Origin of the sequence: Henriciella aquimarina, assembly GCF_002088975.1 — a bacterium.
In the GTDB taxonomy this organism is placed as follows: domain Bacteria; phylum Pseudomonadota; class Alphaproteobacteria; order Caulobacterales; family Hyphomonadaceae; genus Henriciella; species Henriciella aquimarina.
In genome coordinates this window covers 1-14,700 of the sequence record NZ_NCST01000130.1, presented here as the reverse complement: position 1 = coordinate 14,700, position 14,700 = coordinate 1, and the positions used below count along the sequence as shown (strand labels likewise).

General features: G+C 61.9%; 16 protein-coding genes and 1 pseudogene. 15 read left to right on the top strand and 2 right to left on the bottom strand.

The window, feature by feature from the left end; translation table 11 throughout:
- From B8784_RS20235 to B8784_RS20195, 9 genes and pseudogenes are all read left to right on the top strand, one after another.
- Window positions 1-2,010, top strand: a complete 2,010-nt coding sequence (locus B8784_RS20235) for a conjugal transfer protein TraG (RefSeq protein WP_084399896.1) — start codon at window positions 1-3, stop codon at window positions 2,008-2,010.
- An 8-nt stretch (window positions 2,011-2,018) separates the two neighbouring features.
- The gene (locus B8784_RS20230) at window positions 2,019-2,432 is read left to right on the top strand and encodes a ribbon-helix-helix domain-containing protein (protein WP_009802152.1); all 414 of its coding nucleotides are present in this window, start codon (window positions 2,019-2,021) and stop codon (window positions 2,430-2,432) included.
- 162 nt (window positions 2,433-2,594) lie between these two features.
- Complete coding sequence (gene trbB / locus B8784_RS20225) at window positions 2,595-3,578, top strand: P-type conjugative transfer ATPase TrbB (RefSeq protein WP_084399895.1); 984 nt, start codon at window positions 2,595-2,597, stop codon at window positions 3,576-3,578.
- Window positions 3,575-3,904, top strand: coding sequence for a TrbC/VirB2 family protein (locus B8784_RS20220; protein WP_009802150.1), 330 nt, complete (start codon window positions 3,575-3,577; stop codon window positions 3,902-3,904). Before trbB ends, B8784_RS20220 begins: the two co-directional genes overlap by 4 nt.
- Complete coding sequence (locus B8784_RS20215; RefSeq protein WP_009802149.1) at window positions 3,904-4,173, top strand: VirB3 family type IV secretion system protein; 270 nt, start codon at window positions 3,904-3,906, stop codon at window positions 4,171-4,173. The genes B8784_RS20220 and B8784_RS20215 overlap by 1 nt, the downstream gene beginning before the upstream one ends.
- A gap of 3 nt (window positions 4,174-4,176) precedes the next feature.
- A pseudogene (locus B8784_RS20210) lies at window positions 4,177-5,868 on the top strand (VirB4 family type IV secretion/conjugal transfer ATPase); the annotation flags it as partial.
- Between the two features lie 636 nt (window positions 5,869-6,504).
- Window positions 6,505-6,909, top strand: coding sequence for an Hsp20/alpha crystallin family protein (locus tag B8784_RS20205; protein ID WP_158085767.1), 405 nt, complete (start codon window positions 6,505-6,507; stop codon window positions 6,907-6,909).
- Window positions 6,910-6,928: 19 nt separating this feature from the next.
- Window positions 6,929-7,402 (top strand): BON domain-containing protein, encoded by a 474-nt coding sequence (locus B8784_RS20200; RefSeq protein WP_084399893.1) that lies wholly within the window; start codon window positions 6,929-6,931, stop codon window positions 7,400-7,402.
- 3 nt (window positions 7,403-7,405) lie between these two features.
- Window positions 7,406-7,576 (top strand): BON domain-containing protein, encoded by a 171-nt coding sequence (locus tag B8784_RS20195; RefSeq protein WP_084399892.1) that lies wholly within the window; start codon window positions 7,406-7,408, stop codon window positions 7,574-7,576.
- Here the strand turns inward: B8784_RS20195 and B8784_RS20190 are convergent.
- Entirely contained in the window at window positions 7,563-8,264 is a 702-nt protein-coding gene (locus B8784_RS20190) for a DUF6629 family protein (RefSeq protein ID WP_084399891.1), read from the bottom strand. The two genes, B8784_RS20195 and B8784_RS20190, sit on opposite strands and share 14 nt — an antisense overlap.
- Here B8784_RS20190 and B8784_RS21715 point away from each other — a divergent pair.
- From B8784_RS21715 to B8784_RS20175, 4 genes are all read left to right on the top strand, one after another.
- Entirely contained in the window at window positions 8,194-8,346 is a 153-nt protein-coding gene (locus tag B8784_RS21715) for a hypothetical protein (protein ID WP_158085766.1), read from the top strand. The two genes, B8784_RS20190 and B8784_RS21715, sit on opposite strands and share 71 nt — an antisense overlap.
- A 35-nt stretch (window positions 8,347-8,381) precedes the next feature.
- The gene (locus B8784_RS20185; protein WP_084399890.1) at window positions 8,382-9,248 is read left to right on the top strand and encodes a universal stress protein; all 867 of its coding nucleotides are present in this window, start codon (window positions 8,382-8,384) and stop codon (window positions 9,246-9,248) included.
- Between the two features lie 463 nt (window positions 9,249-9,711).
- Window positions 9,712-10,176: a DUF2267 domain-containing protein gene (locus tag B8784_RS20180; RefSeq protein ID WP_084399889.1), complete on the top strand. Its 465-nt coding sequence runs from the start codon at window positions 9,712-9,714 to the stop codon at window positions 10,174-10,176.
- Window positions 10,173-10,748 (top strand): HPF/RaiA family ribosome-associated protein, encoded by a 576-nt coding sequence (locus tag B8784_RS20175; protein ID WP_084399888.1) that lies wholly within the window; start codon window positions 10,173-10,175, stop codon window positions 10,746-10,748. The genes B8784_RS20180 and B8784_RS20175 overlap by 4 nt, the downstream gene beginning before the upstream one ends.
- Window positions 10,749-10,989: 241 nt before the next feature.
- Here B8784_RS20175 and B8784_RS20170 read toward each other — a convergent pair whose 3' ends face one another.
- Window positions 10,990-11,415, bottom strand: a complete 426-nt coding sequence (locus tag B8784_RS20170) for an asparagine synthase-related protein (protein WP_084399887.1) — start codon at window positions 11,413-11,415, stop codon at window positions 10,990-10,992.
- 727 nt (window positions 11,416-12,142) lie between these two features.
- Between B8784_RS20170 and istA the strand changes: the two genes are divergently transcribed.
- Both istA and istB read left to right on the top strand, forming a co-directional pair.
- Window positions 12,143-13,645, top strand: coding sequence for an IS21 family transposase (istA, locus tag B8784_RS20165; protein WP_084398226.1), 1,503 nt, complete (start codon window positions 12,143-12,145; stop codon window positions 13,643-13,645).
- On the top strand, window positions 13,642-14,469 hold the full coding sequence (istB, locus tag B8784_RS20160) for an IS21-like element helper ATPase IstB (RefSeq protein WP_084398227.1): 828 nt from the start codon (window positions 13,642-13,644) through the stop codon (window positions 14,467-14,469). The genes istA and istB overlap by 4 nt, the downstream gene beginning before the upstream one ends.
- The last annotated feature ends 231 nt before the right edge of the window (window positions 14,470-14,700 follow it).

The window sequence follows — 14,700 nt, the reverse complement described above, 5'->3', positions numbered from 1 at the left end:
ATGCCGATCAAGACACAGCCAACACAGGCCACCAAAATCCTCTGGGGCCAGATCATCATCGTCTCGCTCGTTGTGGTCGGTTTCATCTGGACCGCAACACAGTGGACCGCATGGCGGCTCGGCTTTCAGCCTCAGCTCGGCGCGCCGACGACGGACATTCTCGGATGGCCGATCTATCCGCCCTGGAGCTTCTTCGTCTGGTGGTATTTCTACGACGCCTATGCGCCGCGTGTGTTCGTCGAAGGCGCGATCATTGCCGGCAGCGGCGGGATCGCCGCGATCGGTGTCGCGATTTTCCTCTCCGTCCTCCGGGCTCGCGAGGCGCGCGACGTAACCACCTACGGCTCAGCCCGATGGGCGGAGCGGAAGGACGTTGAATCGTCCGGGTTGCTTGCCGCGGACGGCGTCGTGCTTGGCCGCTTCGAGAACCACTACCTCCGGCATGACGGCCCGGAGCATGTGCTCTGCTTCGCGCCAACCCGCTCGGGCAAGGGCGTCGGCCTCGTCGTCCCGAGTCTCCTGACCTGGCCGGGCTCGGCCATCGTCCATGACATCAAGGGAGAGAATTGGCTGCTCACCGCCGGGTGGCGGGCGCGGTTCACCCGCACCATCCTGTTCGATCCGACCGACGCGAAGAGCGCGGCCTACAATCCACTGCTCGAAGTCCGGCGCGGCGACAGCGAAGTACGTGACGTCCAGAACGTCGCTGACATCCTAGTGGACCCCGAAGGCCTGCTCGAACGCCGGAACCATTGGGAGAAGACCAGCCATTCGCTGCTCGTCGGCGCGATCCTCCATGTCCTCTACGCCGAGGCGGACAAGACGCTCGCCGGCGTCGCCGCCTTCCTCTCTGATCCGGGCCGGCCGATCGAGGCGACGCTCGCGGCGATGATGCGCACCCCGCATCTTGGCGACCGACCGCATCCGGTCGTGGCGCAGGCGGCCCGCGAGCTCCTGAACAAGTCGGAGAACGAACGCTCCGGCGTCCTGTCCACGGCGATGAGTTTTCTCGGTCTCTATCGCGATCCCGTCGTCGCCAGGGTCACGAGCCGCTGCGACTGGCGGATCAGGGATCTGGTCTCCGGCGCGCGGCCGACCACGCTCTATCTCGTCGTGCCGCCCTCCGACATCAGCCGCACCAAGCCGCTCGTCCGGCTTGTGCTGAACCAGATCGGACGCAGGCTGACAGAAGAGTTGAACGCCAATCGCAAGCGCCATCGCCTGTTGCTTATGCTCGACGAATTTCCGGCGCTCGGGCGGCTCGATTTCTTCGAAAGCCAGCTCGCCTTCATGGCAGGATATGGGCTCAAGGCATTCCTCATCGCGCAGTCCCTCAATCAGATCGAGAAGGCCTACGGCCAGAACAACGCCATCCTCGACAACTGCCATGTGCGGGTGAGTTTCGCGACCAATGATGAGCGCACCGCCAAGCGCGTGTCCGACGCCCTCGGCACGGCGACCGAGATGCGGGCGATGAAGAACTATGCTGGACACAGATTGTCGCCCTGGCTCGGCCATCTCATGGTCTCCCGGCAGGAGACCGCGCGACCCTTGATGACGCCCGGCGAGGTCATGCAATTGCCGCCGGATGATGAAATCGTGCTCGTCTCGGGCGCGCCGCCGATCCGAGGGAAGAAGGCCCGCTACTACGCCGACCCGCAGCTCAAGACACGCATCCTGTCGCCGCCAGACCTGATTGCTGAAACAACGCCACCGAACCAAGTGACGACGGATGATTGGAGCGGCCGAGCGCCCATCGTTGCTCCCAAGCCTCGGAAGAAGATGTCCAGCGATGCGGGCGAAGACGCCGATGGCGGTATTCGCCGCGAGCCGGAGTTGCCTGAACATGAAGATATCGCACCGGACCCGGTGCAAACCGCGCGAGAGGAGTTCGCGAGCCTCGATGACGAGCCGGATGACGACGCGCAGCGCGCTCGCCAGATGCAGGGCCGATTCCGCAGCATCGCCCGGCAGGCCTCGCTTGATCCCGATGACGGCATCGAACTTTGAGGCCCGCCATGAAGAAAGATCGGCTCAATGTGTATTTCGATCCAGCTTTATCAGCGGAGCTCGACACGCTGGCGGCGCGGCGCAAAGTTTCGAAATCCCAGATCGTGGAAGCGGCGCTTGCCTCCTACCTTTCCCCCGACGCTGCGGATCAGCGCGAGGCTGCGATTACGCGACGTCTCGACCGGCTGACCCGCGCCGTCGAACGGCTCGAACGCGACGTGACGATCGGCAACGATGCGATAGCCTTGTTCATCCGGTTCTGGCTCACGACGACTCCGCCATTGCCAGATACGATGCGCGATGCCGCGCAGGCGAAAGGCCGCGAGCGGTATGAAGGCTTTGTAGAAACGCTCGGTCGGCGGCTCGCAAAGGGTAACACCTTCGCCAAAGAAGTGTCGCAAGATTTCACACCGAAAGAGTAAATCTACAGCCTGTTTCCCAGGTATTTTGAAGTGAACTGTTTCGACCGTTTTTCGCTTTCTCCTGCCGTTGCGCGCCGTAGTACTACTACGCCTTCAAGGCTGTTGCCGATCAGCCTTTAAAGGTCTTCTTGATCGACCCCGTAATCCAATGCGGGGCCGCCAATGACCGTCCATACATTCAAATCCGAAGCGCTCGCCCGTGGCGCGCGCATGCTCAGAACCGCTCTGGGGGCCGACGTCGCCGCATGGCTCGAAGACCCTGCGGTTGTCGAGGTGATGCTCAATCCGGATGGCCGCCTCTGGGTCGACCGCCTGAGCGAAGGCCTCGCCGACACCGGCGAAGAGCTTTCCGTCGCTGACGGCGAACGCATCGTCCGTCTGGTTGCGCACCATGTCGGCGCAGAGGTTCATGCTGGCGCTCCGCGTGTGTCCGCGGAGCTGCCGGGAACAGGGGAGCGGTTCGAGGGGCTTCTGCCGCCTGTGGTCGCCGCCCCGGTCTTCGCGATCCGCAAGCCGGCCGTCGCGGTCTTCACACTCGAAGACTATGTCCGCGCCGAGATCATGCCAGACGATGCGGCGGCGGCATTGTGCGACGCCATCACATCCCGCGCCAACATCCTTGTCGCTGGCGGCACCTCGACCGGCAAGACCACGCTCACCAATGCATTGCTGGCGGAAGTCGCCAAATCCTCCGACCGCGTCGTTCTGATCGAGGACACACGCGAGCTCCAATGCCTGACGCCGAACCTTGTCGCTCTGCGGACCAAGGATGGCGTCGCGTCGCTTTCCGATCTCGTTCGCTCCTCGCTGCGCCTGCGGCCTGACCGCATCCCCATCGGCGAGGTGCGCGGGGCTGAGGCGCTCGATCTCCTCAAAGCCTGGGGCACCGGCCATCCCGGCGGCATCGGCACCATCCATGCCGGTTCAGCGCTCGGCGCGCTGCGCCGCCTCGAACAGCTCATCCAGGAAGCCGTCATCACCGTGCCCCGCGCGATGATCGCCGAGACAATCGACCTGATCGCCGTCCTCTCGGGGCGCGGATCGGCGCGCCGACTTTCCGAACTCGCCCGCGTCGAGGGCCTCGATGCGACCGGGGACTACCAGATCCAACCGCTTCTTCACCCCAGGACAGGAGACCATCCATGACCAAAACCACAATTCTCTATCCGCGCTGGCCGCTTTACGCGACGGCGCTCGCGTTCAGCCTTTTGCTCGTCGCGCCCGCCCATGCGGCGGGCTCGGGCATGCCCTGGGAGGCGCCGCTCCAGTCAATCCTGGAATCCATTGAAGGGCCGGTCGCCAAGATCGTCGCGGTGATCATCATCATCGTCACAGGACTGACGCTCGCCTTCGGCGACACCTCCGGCGGTTTTCGCCGCCTCGTGCAGATCGTCTTCGGCCTCTCCATCGCCTTCGCGGCGTCGAGCTTCTTCCTGTCATTCTTCTCGTTCGGCGGCGGAGCGCTGATCTGATGCGCGAGCTGGCCGACATTCCGGGCTTTTACGCGCCCGTCCACCGCGCCCTGGTCGAACCGATCCTGCTCGGCGGCGCGCCCCGCACGGTCGCCATCGCCAACGGCACGCTCGCAGCAGCCGTCGGACTTGGCCTTAGGCTCTGGGTGGTCGGGATCGCACTCTGGCTTGTCGGCCATCTCCTCGCGGTCTGGGCCGCAAAACGTGATGCCCAGATCGTCGATGTTGCGCGCCGGCATCTTCGTTTCCCAACCTGGTTCGGAGTCTGAGCGATGATGCGCCTCGCCGAATATCGCTCGACCGCCTCGCTATTGGCAGATTTTCTTCCGTGGGCGGCGCTCGTCGCGGAGGGCGTCATCCTCAACAAGGATGGCAGTCTGCAACGCACCGCACGGTTTCGGGGGCCTGACCTCGACTCCGCGACACCGTCAGAACTCGTCGCCGTGTCCGGCCGGCTCAACAACGCCCTTCGCCGGCTCGGATCGGGCTGGGCGGTGTTCGTCGAAGCGCAGCGGGCGCCGGCGCGCGACTATCCGCTCTCACATTTTCCCGATGCCGTTTCCGCCCTCGTGGACGCGGAACGACGCGCCCAGTTTGAAGATGCGTCCAGACATTTCGAAAGCAGCTACTTCCTGACTTTCGTCTGGATGCCGCCGCTCGACGATACGAGCCGCGCGGGACGATGGCTCTATGAGGACGCGCCCGACAGCAGCCTCAACCCGCGAGAGCATGTCGAGAGTTTTATGGCGCGAACGGATCGCCTGCTCGATCTCCTCGACGGCTTCATGCCGGAGGCCGCCTGGCTCTCAGACGAAGAGACACTGACCTTTCTGCATTCGACCGTGTCGACGCGTCGTCAACGCCTGCGCTTGCCCGAAACGCCGATGCATCTCGATGCGCTCCTGGCCGATAGCGCGCTTGTCGGCGGGTTGGCGCCGAGTTTGGGCGGGGCGCATCTGCGCAGCCTCTCCATCATCGGATTCCCCACGGCCACATGGCCGGGACTGCTGGATGAGCTCAATAGCCAACCCTTCGAATATCGCTGGGTCACGCGCGCTATCTGCCTCGACAAGACCGACGCGACCAAACTGCTGACGCGCATCCGCCGGCAATGGTTCGCCAAGCGCAAATCCATCGCCGCGATCCTGAAAGAGGTGATGACCAATGAGGCGTCGACGCTGCTCGATAGCGACGCGGCGAACAAGGCCGCCGACGCCGATGAAGCCTTGCAAGAGCTCGGCGCCGACATAGCGGGCGCCGCCTACATCACCGCTACGCTGACCGTCTGGGATGAGGACGAAGCCGTCGCGGACGCCAAGCTAAAGGCGGCGGAAAAAGTCATTCAGGGTCGTGACTTCACCTGCATGCCCGAGACTTTGAACGCCATCGAGGCGTGGCTCGGCTCGTTGCCCGGCCATCTCTACGCCAATGTCCGTCAACCGCCGGTCTCCACGCTCAATCTCGTCCACATGATCCCGATATCGGCAGTCTGGGCAGGACCGGCGCGCAATGATCATCTGGACGGACCTCCACTCTTTTACGCGGAGACGGAAGGCTCGACTCCGTTCCGCTTTTCACCCCATGTCGGCGATGTCGGGCACACGCTGGTCGTCGGTCCGACCGGGTCGGGCAAATCCGTGTTGCTGGCGTTGATGGCGCTGCAATTTCGTCGCTATGCGGGCGCGCAGATCTTCGCCTTCGACTTCGGCGGCTCGATCCGCTGTGCGACCGTCGCCTGTGGTGGCGACTGGCAGGATCTCGCCGGCGCGCTTTCGGATGACGAAGCCGCCGTCCAGCTTCAGCCGCTGCGCAACATCGACGATATCGGCGAACGCGCCTGGGCGCAGGACTGGCTGTCCGGCCTGATCGCGCGAGAAGGCGTCACCATCGATCCGGTCGCGCGGGATCATCTCTGGTCGGCGCTGACCTCGCTCGCCTCGGCGCCTGTCGCAGAACGAACTGTCCAGCCCCAAATTTATGTGCCATTAGATTGTAAGGTTTCGGGGACTGGCGGGCCGGTCCCACATCATGCGAAATTGCCTGAATAAAACACGGCTGCCTGCGGCAGGATGCGAAATATCAAGACATGCGAGACGATCGCCCGGGTCGCTCCCGCGCGGATGGAGTGACAGCTGAAAATCGCAGAAAAATGCATGCGCTCCATGCCTGGAAATGCGTCACGGAGCGTGGCGAAGTTCCTCTCAAAGGCGGCGCGCGGCCTGCTCTCAGGTCCGGGACCTGCCGGAAACCGGATCGTTTCCTGACCGGTTTCGCTTCACCAGCATCCCGATTTCGGAAAGGACCCGTATCCGGACATATTGTCCGGCGCAGGTGCGCCTTTACCCCCTGTCGCCAAACCGGTCGTGCTGCCGCCCTCGATACGCTTCGGCTCTCAAGGGCTTGATGATGATCAAGCCAGGCGGGTCATTTTGTGGAAAACAATGATCAGCGGCCGGTTGTGCCGATGCTGAATTCGGAGTGAAGCGATGACAATCGCAATGGGAGCCCCTAAAACTCAAATCGCGAACACCGGGCATCCCGATCAACGGGCATATGGCCGGTTCTGGGGCGCATATTCGCTGAGCCGGATATGCCATCAGATGGAGGCGCTTATCCGCCACTCTGCCGCTTCCTTCCTGCGCACGGAAAGCCGTATCGGGTTCGCTTTCCCGACACGCCTTGATCTCAGCGAGACAGACAAAAGCGTGGTGGCAAAACTCGATGTGCCCGGCATGGACGAGAAGGACATAGACGTGACGATCAGGAGCGGCGCGCTCGTCGTGACCGGCCAGCGCGAACAGTCGAGCGAAGAAAAGGCGGGTAATTATCACCGTATGGAGCGACCCTTCGGCAGCTTCCGGCGCGTGGTGCCTTTGCCGTGCGATGTGGCGGAAGAGAGGATCGAGGCAAGGCTCAACAAGGGCGTACTGACCATCGATCTGCCCAAGGCCGTCCAGCCGCACGCGAGGGCACAGAAGATCGCCGTCACCCCCAGCCTGTTTTGATCCGAAAGGTGGCTGCAACATGAATGACACGGCGCTCAAGAGACTGGTCGAGGACGAGCTTGAGTGGACCCCGATGGTCGACGAAAGCGATATCGGCGTACTGGTCGAGAATGGTGTTATCACCCTCACCGGCACCGTGCGCAGTCACTCGGAGAAGCTGGCAGCCGAGGCGGCGGTCAAGCGCGTCAAAGGCGTGCGAGCCGTGGTCGAGCAGCTGGAAGTGCATTTCCTGGGTCCGCCGGAGCTGTCCGATGCGGAGATCGCCCGACGCGCCATCAATGTACTCGACTGGGACGTATCGATTCCGAAGGGGCGGGTGATGATCATGGTCAGGGACGAACATGTCACGCTGACCGGTACCGTCGACTGGCGCTACCAGGCCGATCAGGCGCGCTTCAAAAGGGGCAATCTTCCCGGCGTCACGCGGGTGACCAGCCATCTCGCCGTGCAGCCGGCGATGACAGCGGACAATGTCAAGCAGCGCATCGATTAGGCGTTGGCCCGGGTCTCGGCGCTGGAGGCAAAAGGGATCCGGGTCGAGGTAAAAGGCTCGGAAGTGACGCTGGAGGGCGAAGTCGATGCCTGGGCCGATCGCGAGATTGCCGAACAGGCGGCCTGGTCTGCCCCTGGCATAACGTCCGTGATCCACCGGATCAGGGTCTGTTGAGCGGGCTCGCGGTCATATTCTGGCGGACCTGAAGGATCGCCAGCGCAATCAGCACGCTACCCGACGCGGCGCAGTAACACCAGATCGATACGAGCACCGTCCGGTCAACCAGCAGCACCGCGATCAGGGCGAGGAGAACCAGCACGCCAAACCAGCGAACCGGGCGCAATCTGGACAAAAGCAGGCTGAGCATGGTGACCCCGGCATAAGGCACGAGAATCCAGTCGCGTCCGGTGATGACCGGTCTGTAAGTGAGCCCGCGGTCAAAATCATGTGTCTGCGACGCATACCGGATGTGATGGTTTTCGGCATGTGCAAACGTGTCCGATCCGACAAGCTTCAGCAGGAATGCGAAACTGATAATCAGGCCCATCCCGACCAGAACATCCAGCGTCCTGCGCCGTTCGGCCCCATGGCGTTCCGCCCGGATCGCGAGAGGTGCGTAGGTCGGCCAGAAGACCGTGGCGAAGAAGACGAACACGGCCGGGAAGAAGCCGCTTGTCCAGCCTGCCGGGCTCTGTGCGATCTGCAGCCAGACAACACCTTCGGCGGTCTGCTGGAGCGCGAAGGCAAGCGGCAGACAGGCGAGCGGAAAATATCCGGGAGCCGGGCATTTCATGACAGAGAGCGTGCCCGCCCCGGCACAGGCTGCTGCAACCGTGAAACTGGCCTCTGCAGAAAAACACATCGCGCCGCCCCTCGTCCTTGCCGAAAGCTATCACGATCATTGCCGGGATAAAAACTTTTCCCGGAAATCTGCCGCTTATTGAGCCTTATCAACATTTGTCCCGATGCGGGCTGAAACATGTTCCGCGCAGAAGACGGGAGACTTCCGGTGAAAATCAAGGATATCAGCGTGTGCATGGCATCGCCTGAAGGCGACAGGGCGGCATTCGCGTTCGCGCGTGCATTCGCGCAGGTCCGGGACGCGCATCTCAGTTGTGCCGCCTTCACGATCCTGCCGCAGATCATCGTGGGATATGGGGATGCGACCGGTGCCGAACTCTATGCAATGGCAATCCAGGAGACACGCGAGCAGATGAGCGCCAGCTGGGACAGGTTCGAGGAAAGCCTCTCCAATGAGCCGATGATCGAGCTGCGCCGCTTCGAGACGATGCAGAACAGGGTCGAGCCACTTTCCGCGATGAACGCCCGCCATGCCGATCTGGTCATCGTTCAGGCGCCGTGTAGCAAAGACCGCCAGCCGCATGCCGACTTCCTGGAGGGCGCGTTACTGGGCGGCGGGCGTCCCGTTCTGGTGTTGCCGTCCGACTGGAAAAAGGAGATCGTTGGCACGCGCGCCGTGCTCGCCTGGGATGCCAGCCGCGAAGCTTCCCGCGCCCTGCATGACGGCCTGCTGATCCTGCCGGAAAATGCAACGGTCATCATTACCACGGTGGATGCAAAGCCGGGCGATACAGGCTATGGCGCCGCACCGGCATGGGATATCGGGGCACACCTCTCCCGCCATGGCTGCAGGGTGGAAGTGCGCAACCAAGACAGTATCGGGCGTTCTGTCGCCGAAGCGCTGCTGGACGTGGCGACCGGCTATGAGGCGGACCTGATTGTGATCGGCGGGTACCGGCATGCGCGGTTGCAGCAGGCGCTCCTGCCGGGTGTCACGCGCACATTGCTGCGTGAGGCAAAAGTCCCGTTGCTGTTATCGCACTGACCGAATTGTACGGATTAAAGCCGGTATTTCTCCGCATCTCCAGTTTTGAGGATACCTCTCCTCTATGCAGTCAGTACTGAGCCCAGTTGCGACCGGAGATTTCGCAAGATCATATCCTGTTGAGCTCGTAGGCTTGCGCGCCAGCCATCCGACACCATGCGGCAGTTGGCTATCCAGTAATCTGTCAGCTGAAGCGATGTCAGAGCAGTCCGCGCATATTGCTGCATTGTCCAGGACAGGAAGTAGGGAGAAGGGCTCCCGTGCCTTCGGTTGTGGATTGCTTCCGGAGAAATACCGGCGACCTCATTTGTTCCGATGTTTCGACCGGTTGGGCCAATCTGGTGAGCCATCTCGTTTCTCCTCTGCAGTCGGCGCATTCTGCGTAGGTATTCTGATGCCCACTTGAGCGGGATCAAGACGGTTAAGCCAAAAGGATGCTCAAAACAGCCAAAAGGAAAAAGACATGAGCACCGGTCTGGCAGTCTTCGACACAACCTTGCAGGAAACAAATGAATGGCTGCGCCTTGTTGAAGAGCGATTGCAGGGGTGCGAACGCCAGCAATCCTATCTTGCCCTGCGCGCGGTGCTGCATGTCCTGCGCGACCGGTTGCCCGAACATGCCGTGCTGGGCCTGTCAGCTCAGGTTCCCATGCTGGTTCGCGGCATATTGCTGGAAGGCTGGCGGCCGGGCGGCGGGCCGTCCGGGATCCGGAATCCGGACGAATTTGCCGATGCCGTCGCTGAGTATTTCCCGCCAAGCTTTCCGCGGGAACCGCAGGCTGCGCTGAAAGCGGTTCTTGAGGTCATAAGCCTGCGTATCACCGAAGGCGAGGTGCGCAAGATTATCGGCTGCCTGCCGGAACCGCTCCGGATATTCTGGCCGGAGACGGTAACCGGCCTCGGCTCGGGGCCCCGGCGGACGACTTGAGACAGGAGATTCAGATCATACAGGTCGCACCTGAAATCACGTACAGGAATTTTGAGCCAAGCGAGCGCATTCGCGCGCGGGTGGGCAAGGAACTCGGCCGGCTCGAATCCCATTTTCCGAAGATCACAGCCTGCAAGGTATTGGTGGAGGGAGGATTGGGCCGCCGGAGAACGGGTGATCTGGCACAGGTGCATCTGCACTTCGTTCTTCCCGGCGGGAAGGAAGTATCGGTTTCGGAAATGGGCGATGAGAAGCACGCGCATGAAGACGTCATGGTCGCCATCCGGGATGCGTTCCGGGCGGCCGAACGCCAATTGAAATCCGTCCAGCCTGATCCCCGTATGGAAGCCGGAGTGCAGAAGACCCGGATTAGCGGGAAGATTGCGCGGTTCATCGCGGACGAACCGGCTGGCTTCATTCGCGGCGAAGACGGGGTCGACCATTATTTTCACGCCAATGAATCTACGGGGACGCCGTTCGACCAGCTTCGCGTCGGGGATGCCGTGACCTTCCGTCCGGACGCTGGCGAGAAGGGCCCGATGGCCCGTTCGGTGCACAGGCGCCGGGCCTGACGGCTGCGGGGCCATCCGGCTCACCTCTGATCGTGGACCGGTTGCTTCAGGGCGCCAGCAGGCCGACATTCCGGGCAGGCCTTGGCCGCTATTATCCGTTCGCCGGATGGCCTCGTTCGGTTGGCGGCAGTGATTGCCGCGAAGGCGCGGTATACGGATGAAAAATGCCTGCCGATAATGCACAGTTGGAACAGGATGAAGGTGGCGTGTCAGGAAATATGAGACTCTGTCGTCCAGGCCGTCATGGCGCCGCACGGAGCGTCTTCCATGTGCGCAGCCAGGCTTCGATCGCGTAATAGACAAGGATCATGCGCCCGGCCGGATGTATGAGAAACTGATCTTCCCGGAGGAAGGTCTCGACATCTTTCCGGTCCGCGATGCCATTCGCAACCAACTCCCCATCGGCAAGTGTTTCGAGAAGAAGGGACCGGTTCAGCCGGAGCTGGTCGATAAAGTAGCGTGTCGCTTCTCCTTTTGTCATCCGCAAGCGGACCCGATCGGGAAGACGCCCCTCGAAAGCCCGGCGGGCAAGGCCCCGGCTGACCCCGCCCAGCGACAGACGCCAGACCGGCAGGCGCAGGCAGAGCTCAATCAGGGGCTGCGACATCAGGGGATGAACAAGCTCTCTCGTGCTGGGCTGGAAGAGACGTTCCTGCACTTGCATCATGTGGAGCAGCCCGCTGACCTGGTGAACTTTCCCGGGGGCAGGCCGTCAGATACGCGCGCCCAGCCGGGAAGGGCATAGGCCGGATCGAAACCGTCCTGCGCGCGCTTGTTGAGCCTGTTGTTTCGTGCGGCAATGGCCGCAAGCAGAGGGGATTTGTGCTGTCTTCCTAAAATTTCAGGCGTGTTTTCCCTCAGAACCCGCCAGACGGACTGGCCGGAAAGACGGGCTGAGCTGGCAAGCTCCAAAAGCGATTGCCTCCCGGGTCCATGCTGGCGCAAATAGTCCGTGAACCCGAAGGGGGTTCGGGCAGCGTGCAGGAGGTGGTCGCCGCCCTGGCCCGTCAGATAGGTACGTTCCATCCCGCCGGAGGCTTCGGCAAGCTGAGCGTTGAAATTCTGTGAGAGGAACTGGCGGTATGGCCGGGCCGAGGCGGGATGTGTCTTTGCCCCTTAAAACGGTGCCAGTTTCATCTTAGAGAAATTGGTAACCCAGGAGGGATTGGTGATGGCTCGGAAGGGGTATTCAGACGAGGATGTTCTTCGGTTACTGCGAGAGATCGAGGTATCTTTGGCAGGCGGGATGGATGTTGCGAGTGCGTGTCGCAAAGTGTGAATATCGGTGAGAAAGTGTGCCACGTGGCCGCCTGATTTTGGCGGTGTAAAAGTGGGCCATTTATTTTCGTTTCCGGGGATATGCCCCTGGGTTTTGCGAAAAGCGAGCCCCGGGGATGTATGGCGTGCATTTATATGAGCAGATAAGAGTAGCGGTTATTATTGACGGCATGTCGCGTCGCGCGGCGTCGCGGAAGTTCGGGGTTCACCGAGACACGGTTAACAAAGCGTTATCGCATTCAGTTCCGCCGGGTTACCGGCGCTCAAAGCCGGTGAAGCGCCCGAAGCTCGATCCCTATACGGGTGTGATTGACGCGATCCTGCAGCAGGATCTGGAAGTTCCGAAAAAGCAGCGGCACACAATCCAGCGGATATTCGACCGGTTAAAGGACGAGTACGGCTTTGACGGCGGCTATACGACGGTGCGCGATTATGTGGGCGATCGCCGGCTTGTGCTGAAGGAGGCCTTTGTGCCCTTGGCGCATGCTCCTGGCCACGCGCAGGTGGATTTTGGCGAAGCGCAAGTCGTGATCGGCGGCGTCCAGCAGACCGCGGCGGTGTTCGTGATGAGCCTTCCCTATAGCGATGACGCCTTCGTTCAGGTGTTCCCGCAGGAGACGGCGGAAGCCTGGTGCGAGGGTCATGTTCGCGCCTTCAAGTATTTTGACGGCGTGCCGCAGACGATTCTTTACGACAACTCCAAGCGGATCGTCGCGCGGATACTGGGCGACGGCAAACGCCAACGCACGCAAATGTTCTCCGGGCTGGTATCGCATTATCTGTTCAAGGACCGTTTCGGCCGCCCGGCCTGCGGCAATGACAAGGGCAAGGTGGAGAATCTCGTCGGCTTCGCCCGCCGGAACTTCCTTGTGCCGATCCCGCGGGCGACATCGTTCGAAAAGCTGAACGCCAAACTCGTGAGGGATTGCCGTAAGCGCCGCGACCGGCAAATGCGGGGCAAGGACGGAACCGTGGGCGAACGCTTTGAGGCGGACAGGTGCGCCTTCCGGGACCTGCCCGGGGGAACCTATGAGGCGTGCGACCGCCGCTCCGGTCAGGCGACGAGCCAGGCGCTCGTGCGCTACCGGCTGTCGGATTACTCGGTGCCGAGCGCCTATGCGCATCGCCAGGTGCTGATCAAGGGCTTCGTCGACAAGGTGGTGATCTCCTGCGGCGCGGAAGAGATCGCCCGGCATGAGCGCTCTTATGAACGCGACGACATTGTTTTTTATCCGCTGCATTATCTGGCGCTGCTTGAAAAGAAGCCCGGGGCGCTCGATCAGGCGGCGCCGCTCAAAGGCTGGAATCTGCTGGACTGTTTTGGCGAGTTCCGCCGGCGCGCCGAGGGGCGGATGGGCAAGCACGGCAAGCGGGAATATATCCAGGTGCTGCGTCTTCTTGAGACCTTCCCGATGAAACATGTCGAGCGGGCGGTTCGCGACGCGATGCGCCTGCAAACGATCTCCTATGACGCGGTCAAGCAATTGACGCTGTGTGCGGTCGAAAAGCGTCCGGCCCGGCTTAATCTTGAGCGCTATCCCAATCTGCCGAAGGCGGATGTGGCGACCACGAAAGCGCGCTCTTATCTGGCGCTGATCAGGGAAAGGTCCGTAGCATGAGTGAAGCGCCTGTCGTTGACGCTGCGCCGGCCCCGGAAACGAAGCCGCCGCACCTCCTGCTCGATCATTATCTGAAGACGCTGCGCCTGCCGAGCTTCAAGCGCGAATATGAAAAGCAGGCCGGATTAGCCGCTAAAGCCGGCGACGATCATGTCAAATATCTCCTGCGGCTGACAGAACTGGAGATGATCGACCGGGAGCGGCGTCTTGTTGACCGGCGCATCCGGGCGGCGAAGTTCCCGTCGGTCAAAAGCCTCGATACGTTCGACTTCAAGGCGATGCCGACGCTGAACAAGCCGCTCGTGCGCGATCTCGCCCGCTGCGAATATATTGATCGGCGCGAGAACGTCATTGCGCTCGGGCCCAGCGGCACGGGCAAAACCCATATCGCGCTCGGCCTTGGGCTTGCCGCCTGCCAGAAGGGACTGGCGGTCGGGTTCATGACGGCCGCCGCCCTCGTTCATGAACTGATGGAAGCGCGCGACGAGAAACGGCTCCTGCGGCTGCAGCGCCAGCTCGGCAATCTGAAACTTTTGATCATCGACGAACTGGGTTTTGTGCCATTGTCGAAAACGGGCGCCGAGCTTCTCTTCGAAGTGTTCTCCCAACGCTATGAGCGCGGCGCCACCATCGTCACCAGCAATTTGCCGTTCGATGAATGGACGCAAACCTTCGGTTCGGAGCGTCTCACCGGGGCGCTCCTCGACCGGCTCACCCACCACGTTCATATTTTGGAAATGAATGGTGAAAGCTACCGGCTCACGCAGGCCAAGAAGAACAAACAGGGGCCGGAAGCAAACGCTGGCGCCGAAGCGAACGGATAATCAGCGGCGGCGAAACGCCGAAAACAATGCGGAATGGACAAAAGGCGCGCCCTGACTCGAAGACGGTCAGCGCGCCTTTTGCGTCATTCCGCAGCGCCGCGCCCGCGGCCACGCCTCACCAAATAACGCTCATTCTCAAGCTGATTGTCGCTGCACCGGCCAGCCCAACTCGCCACTCAGTGGTACGTTTTTACGGCGCCAGACTGGTACGTTTTTAATCCGAGATTGACA

Excerpts from the sequence above, each read along its gene's own strand:
- istA (WP_084398226.1), top strand. The coding sequence starts at position 12,143 with ATGTATGGCGTGCATTTATATGAGCAGATAAGAGTAGCGGTTATTATT.
- B8784_RS20215 (WP_009802149.1), top strand. The coding sequence starts at position 3,904 with ATGCGCGAGCTGGCCGACATTCCGGGCTTTTACGCGCCCGTCCACCGC.
- trbB (WP_084399895.1), top strand. The coding sequence starts at position 2,595 with ATGACCGTCCATACATTCAAATCCGAAGCGCTCGCCCGTGGCGCGCGC.
- B8784_RS20230 (WP_009802152.1), top strand. The coding sequence starts at position 2,019 with ATGAAGAAAGATCGGCTCAATGTGTATTTCGATCCAGCTTTATCAGCG.
- B8784_RS20180 (WP_084399889.1), top strand. The coding sequence starts at position 9,712 with ATGAGCACCGGTCTGGCAGTCTTCGACACAACCTTGCAGGAAACAAAT.
- B8784_RS21715 (WP_158085766.1), top strand. The coding sequence starts at position 8,194 with ATGACAGAGAGCGTGCCCGCCCCGGCACAGGCTGCTGCAACCGTGAAA.
- B8784_RS20200 (WP_084399893.1), top strand. The coding sequence starts at position 6,929 with ATGAATGACACGGCGCTCAAGAGACTGGTCGAGGACGAGCTTGAGTGG.
- B8784_RS20190 (WP_084399891.1), bottom strand. The coding sequence starts at position 8,264 with ATGTGTTTTTCTGCAGAGGCCAGTTTCACGGTTGCAGCAGCCTGTGCC.
- B8784_RS20205 (WP_158085767.1), top strand. The coding sequence starts at position 6,505 with ATGGAGGCGCTTATCCGCCACTCTGCCGCTTCCTTCCTGCGCACGGAA.
- B8784_RS20185 (WP_084399890.1), top strand. The coding sequence starts at position 8,382 with ATGTTCCGCGCAGAAGACGGGAGACTTCCGGTGAAAATCAAGGATATC.
- B8784_RS20170 (WP_084399887.1), bottom strand. The coding sequence starts at position 11,415 with ATGATGCAAGTGCAGGAACGTCTCTTCCAGCCCAGCACGAGAGAGCTT.
- B8784_RS20235 (WP_084399896.1), top strand. The coding sequence starts at position 1 with ATGCCGATCAAGACACAGCCAACACAGGCCACCAAAATCCTCTGGGGC.
- B8784_RS20220 (WP_009802150.1), top strand. The coding sequence starts at position 3,575 with ATGACCAAAACCACAATTCTCTATCCGCGCTGGCCGCTTTACGCGACG.
- istB (WP_084398227.1), top strand. The coding sequence starts at position 13,642 with ATGAGTGAAGCGCCTGTCGTTGACGCTGCGCCGGCCCCGGAAACGAAG.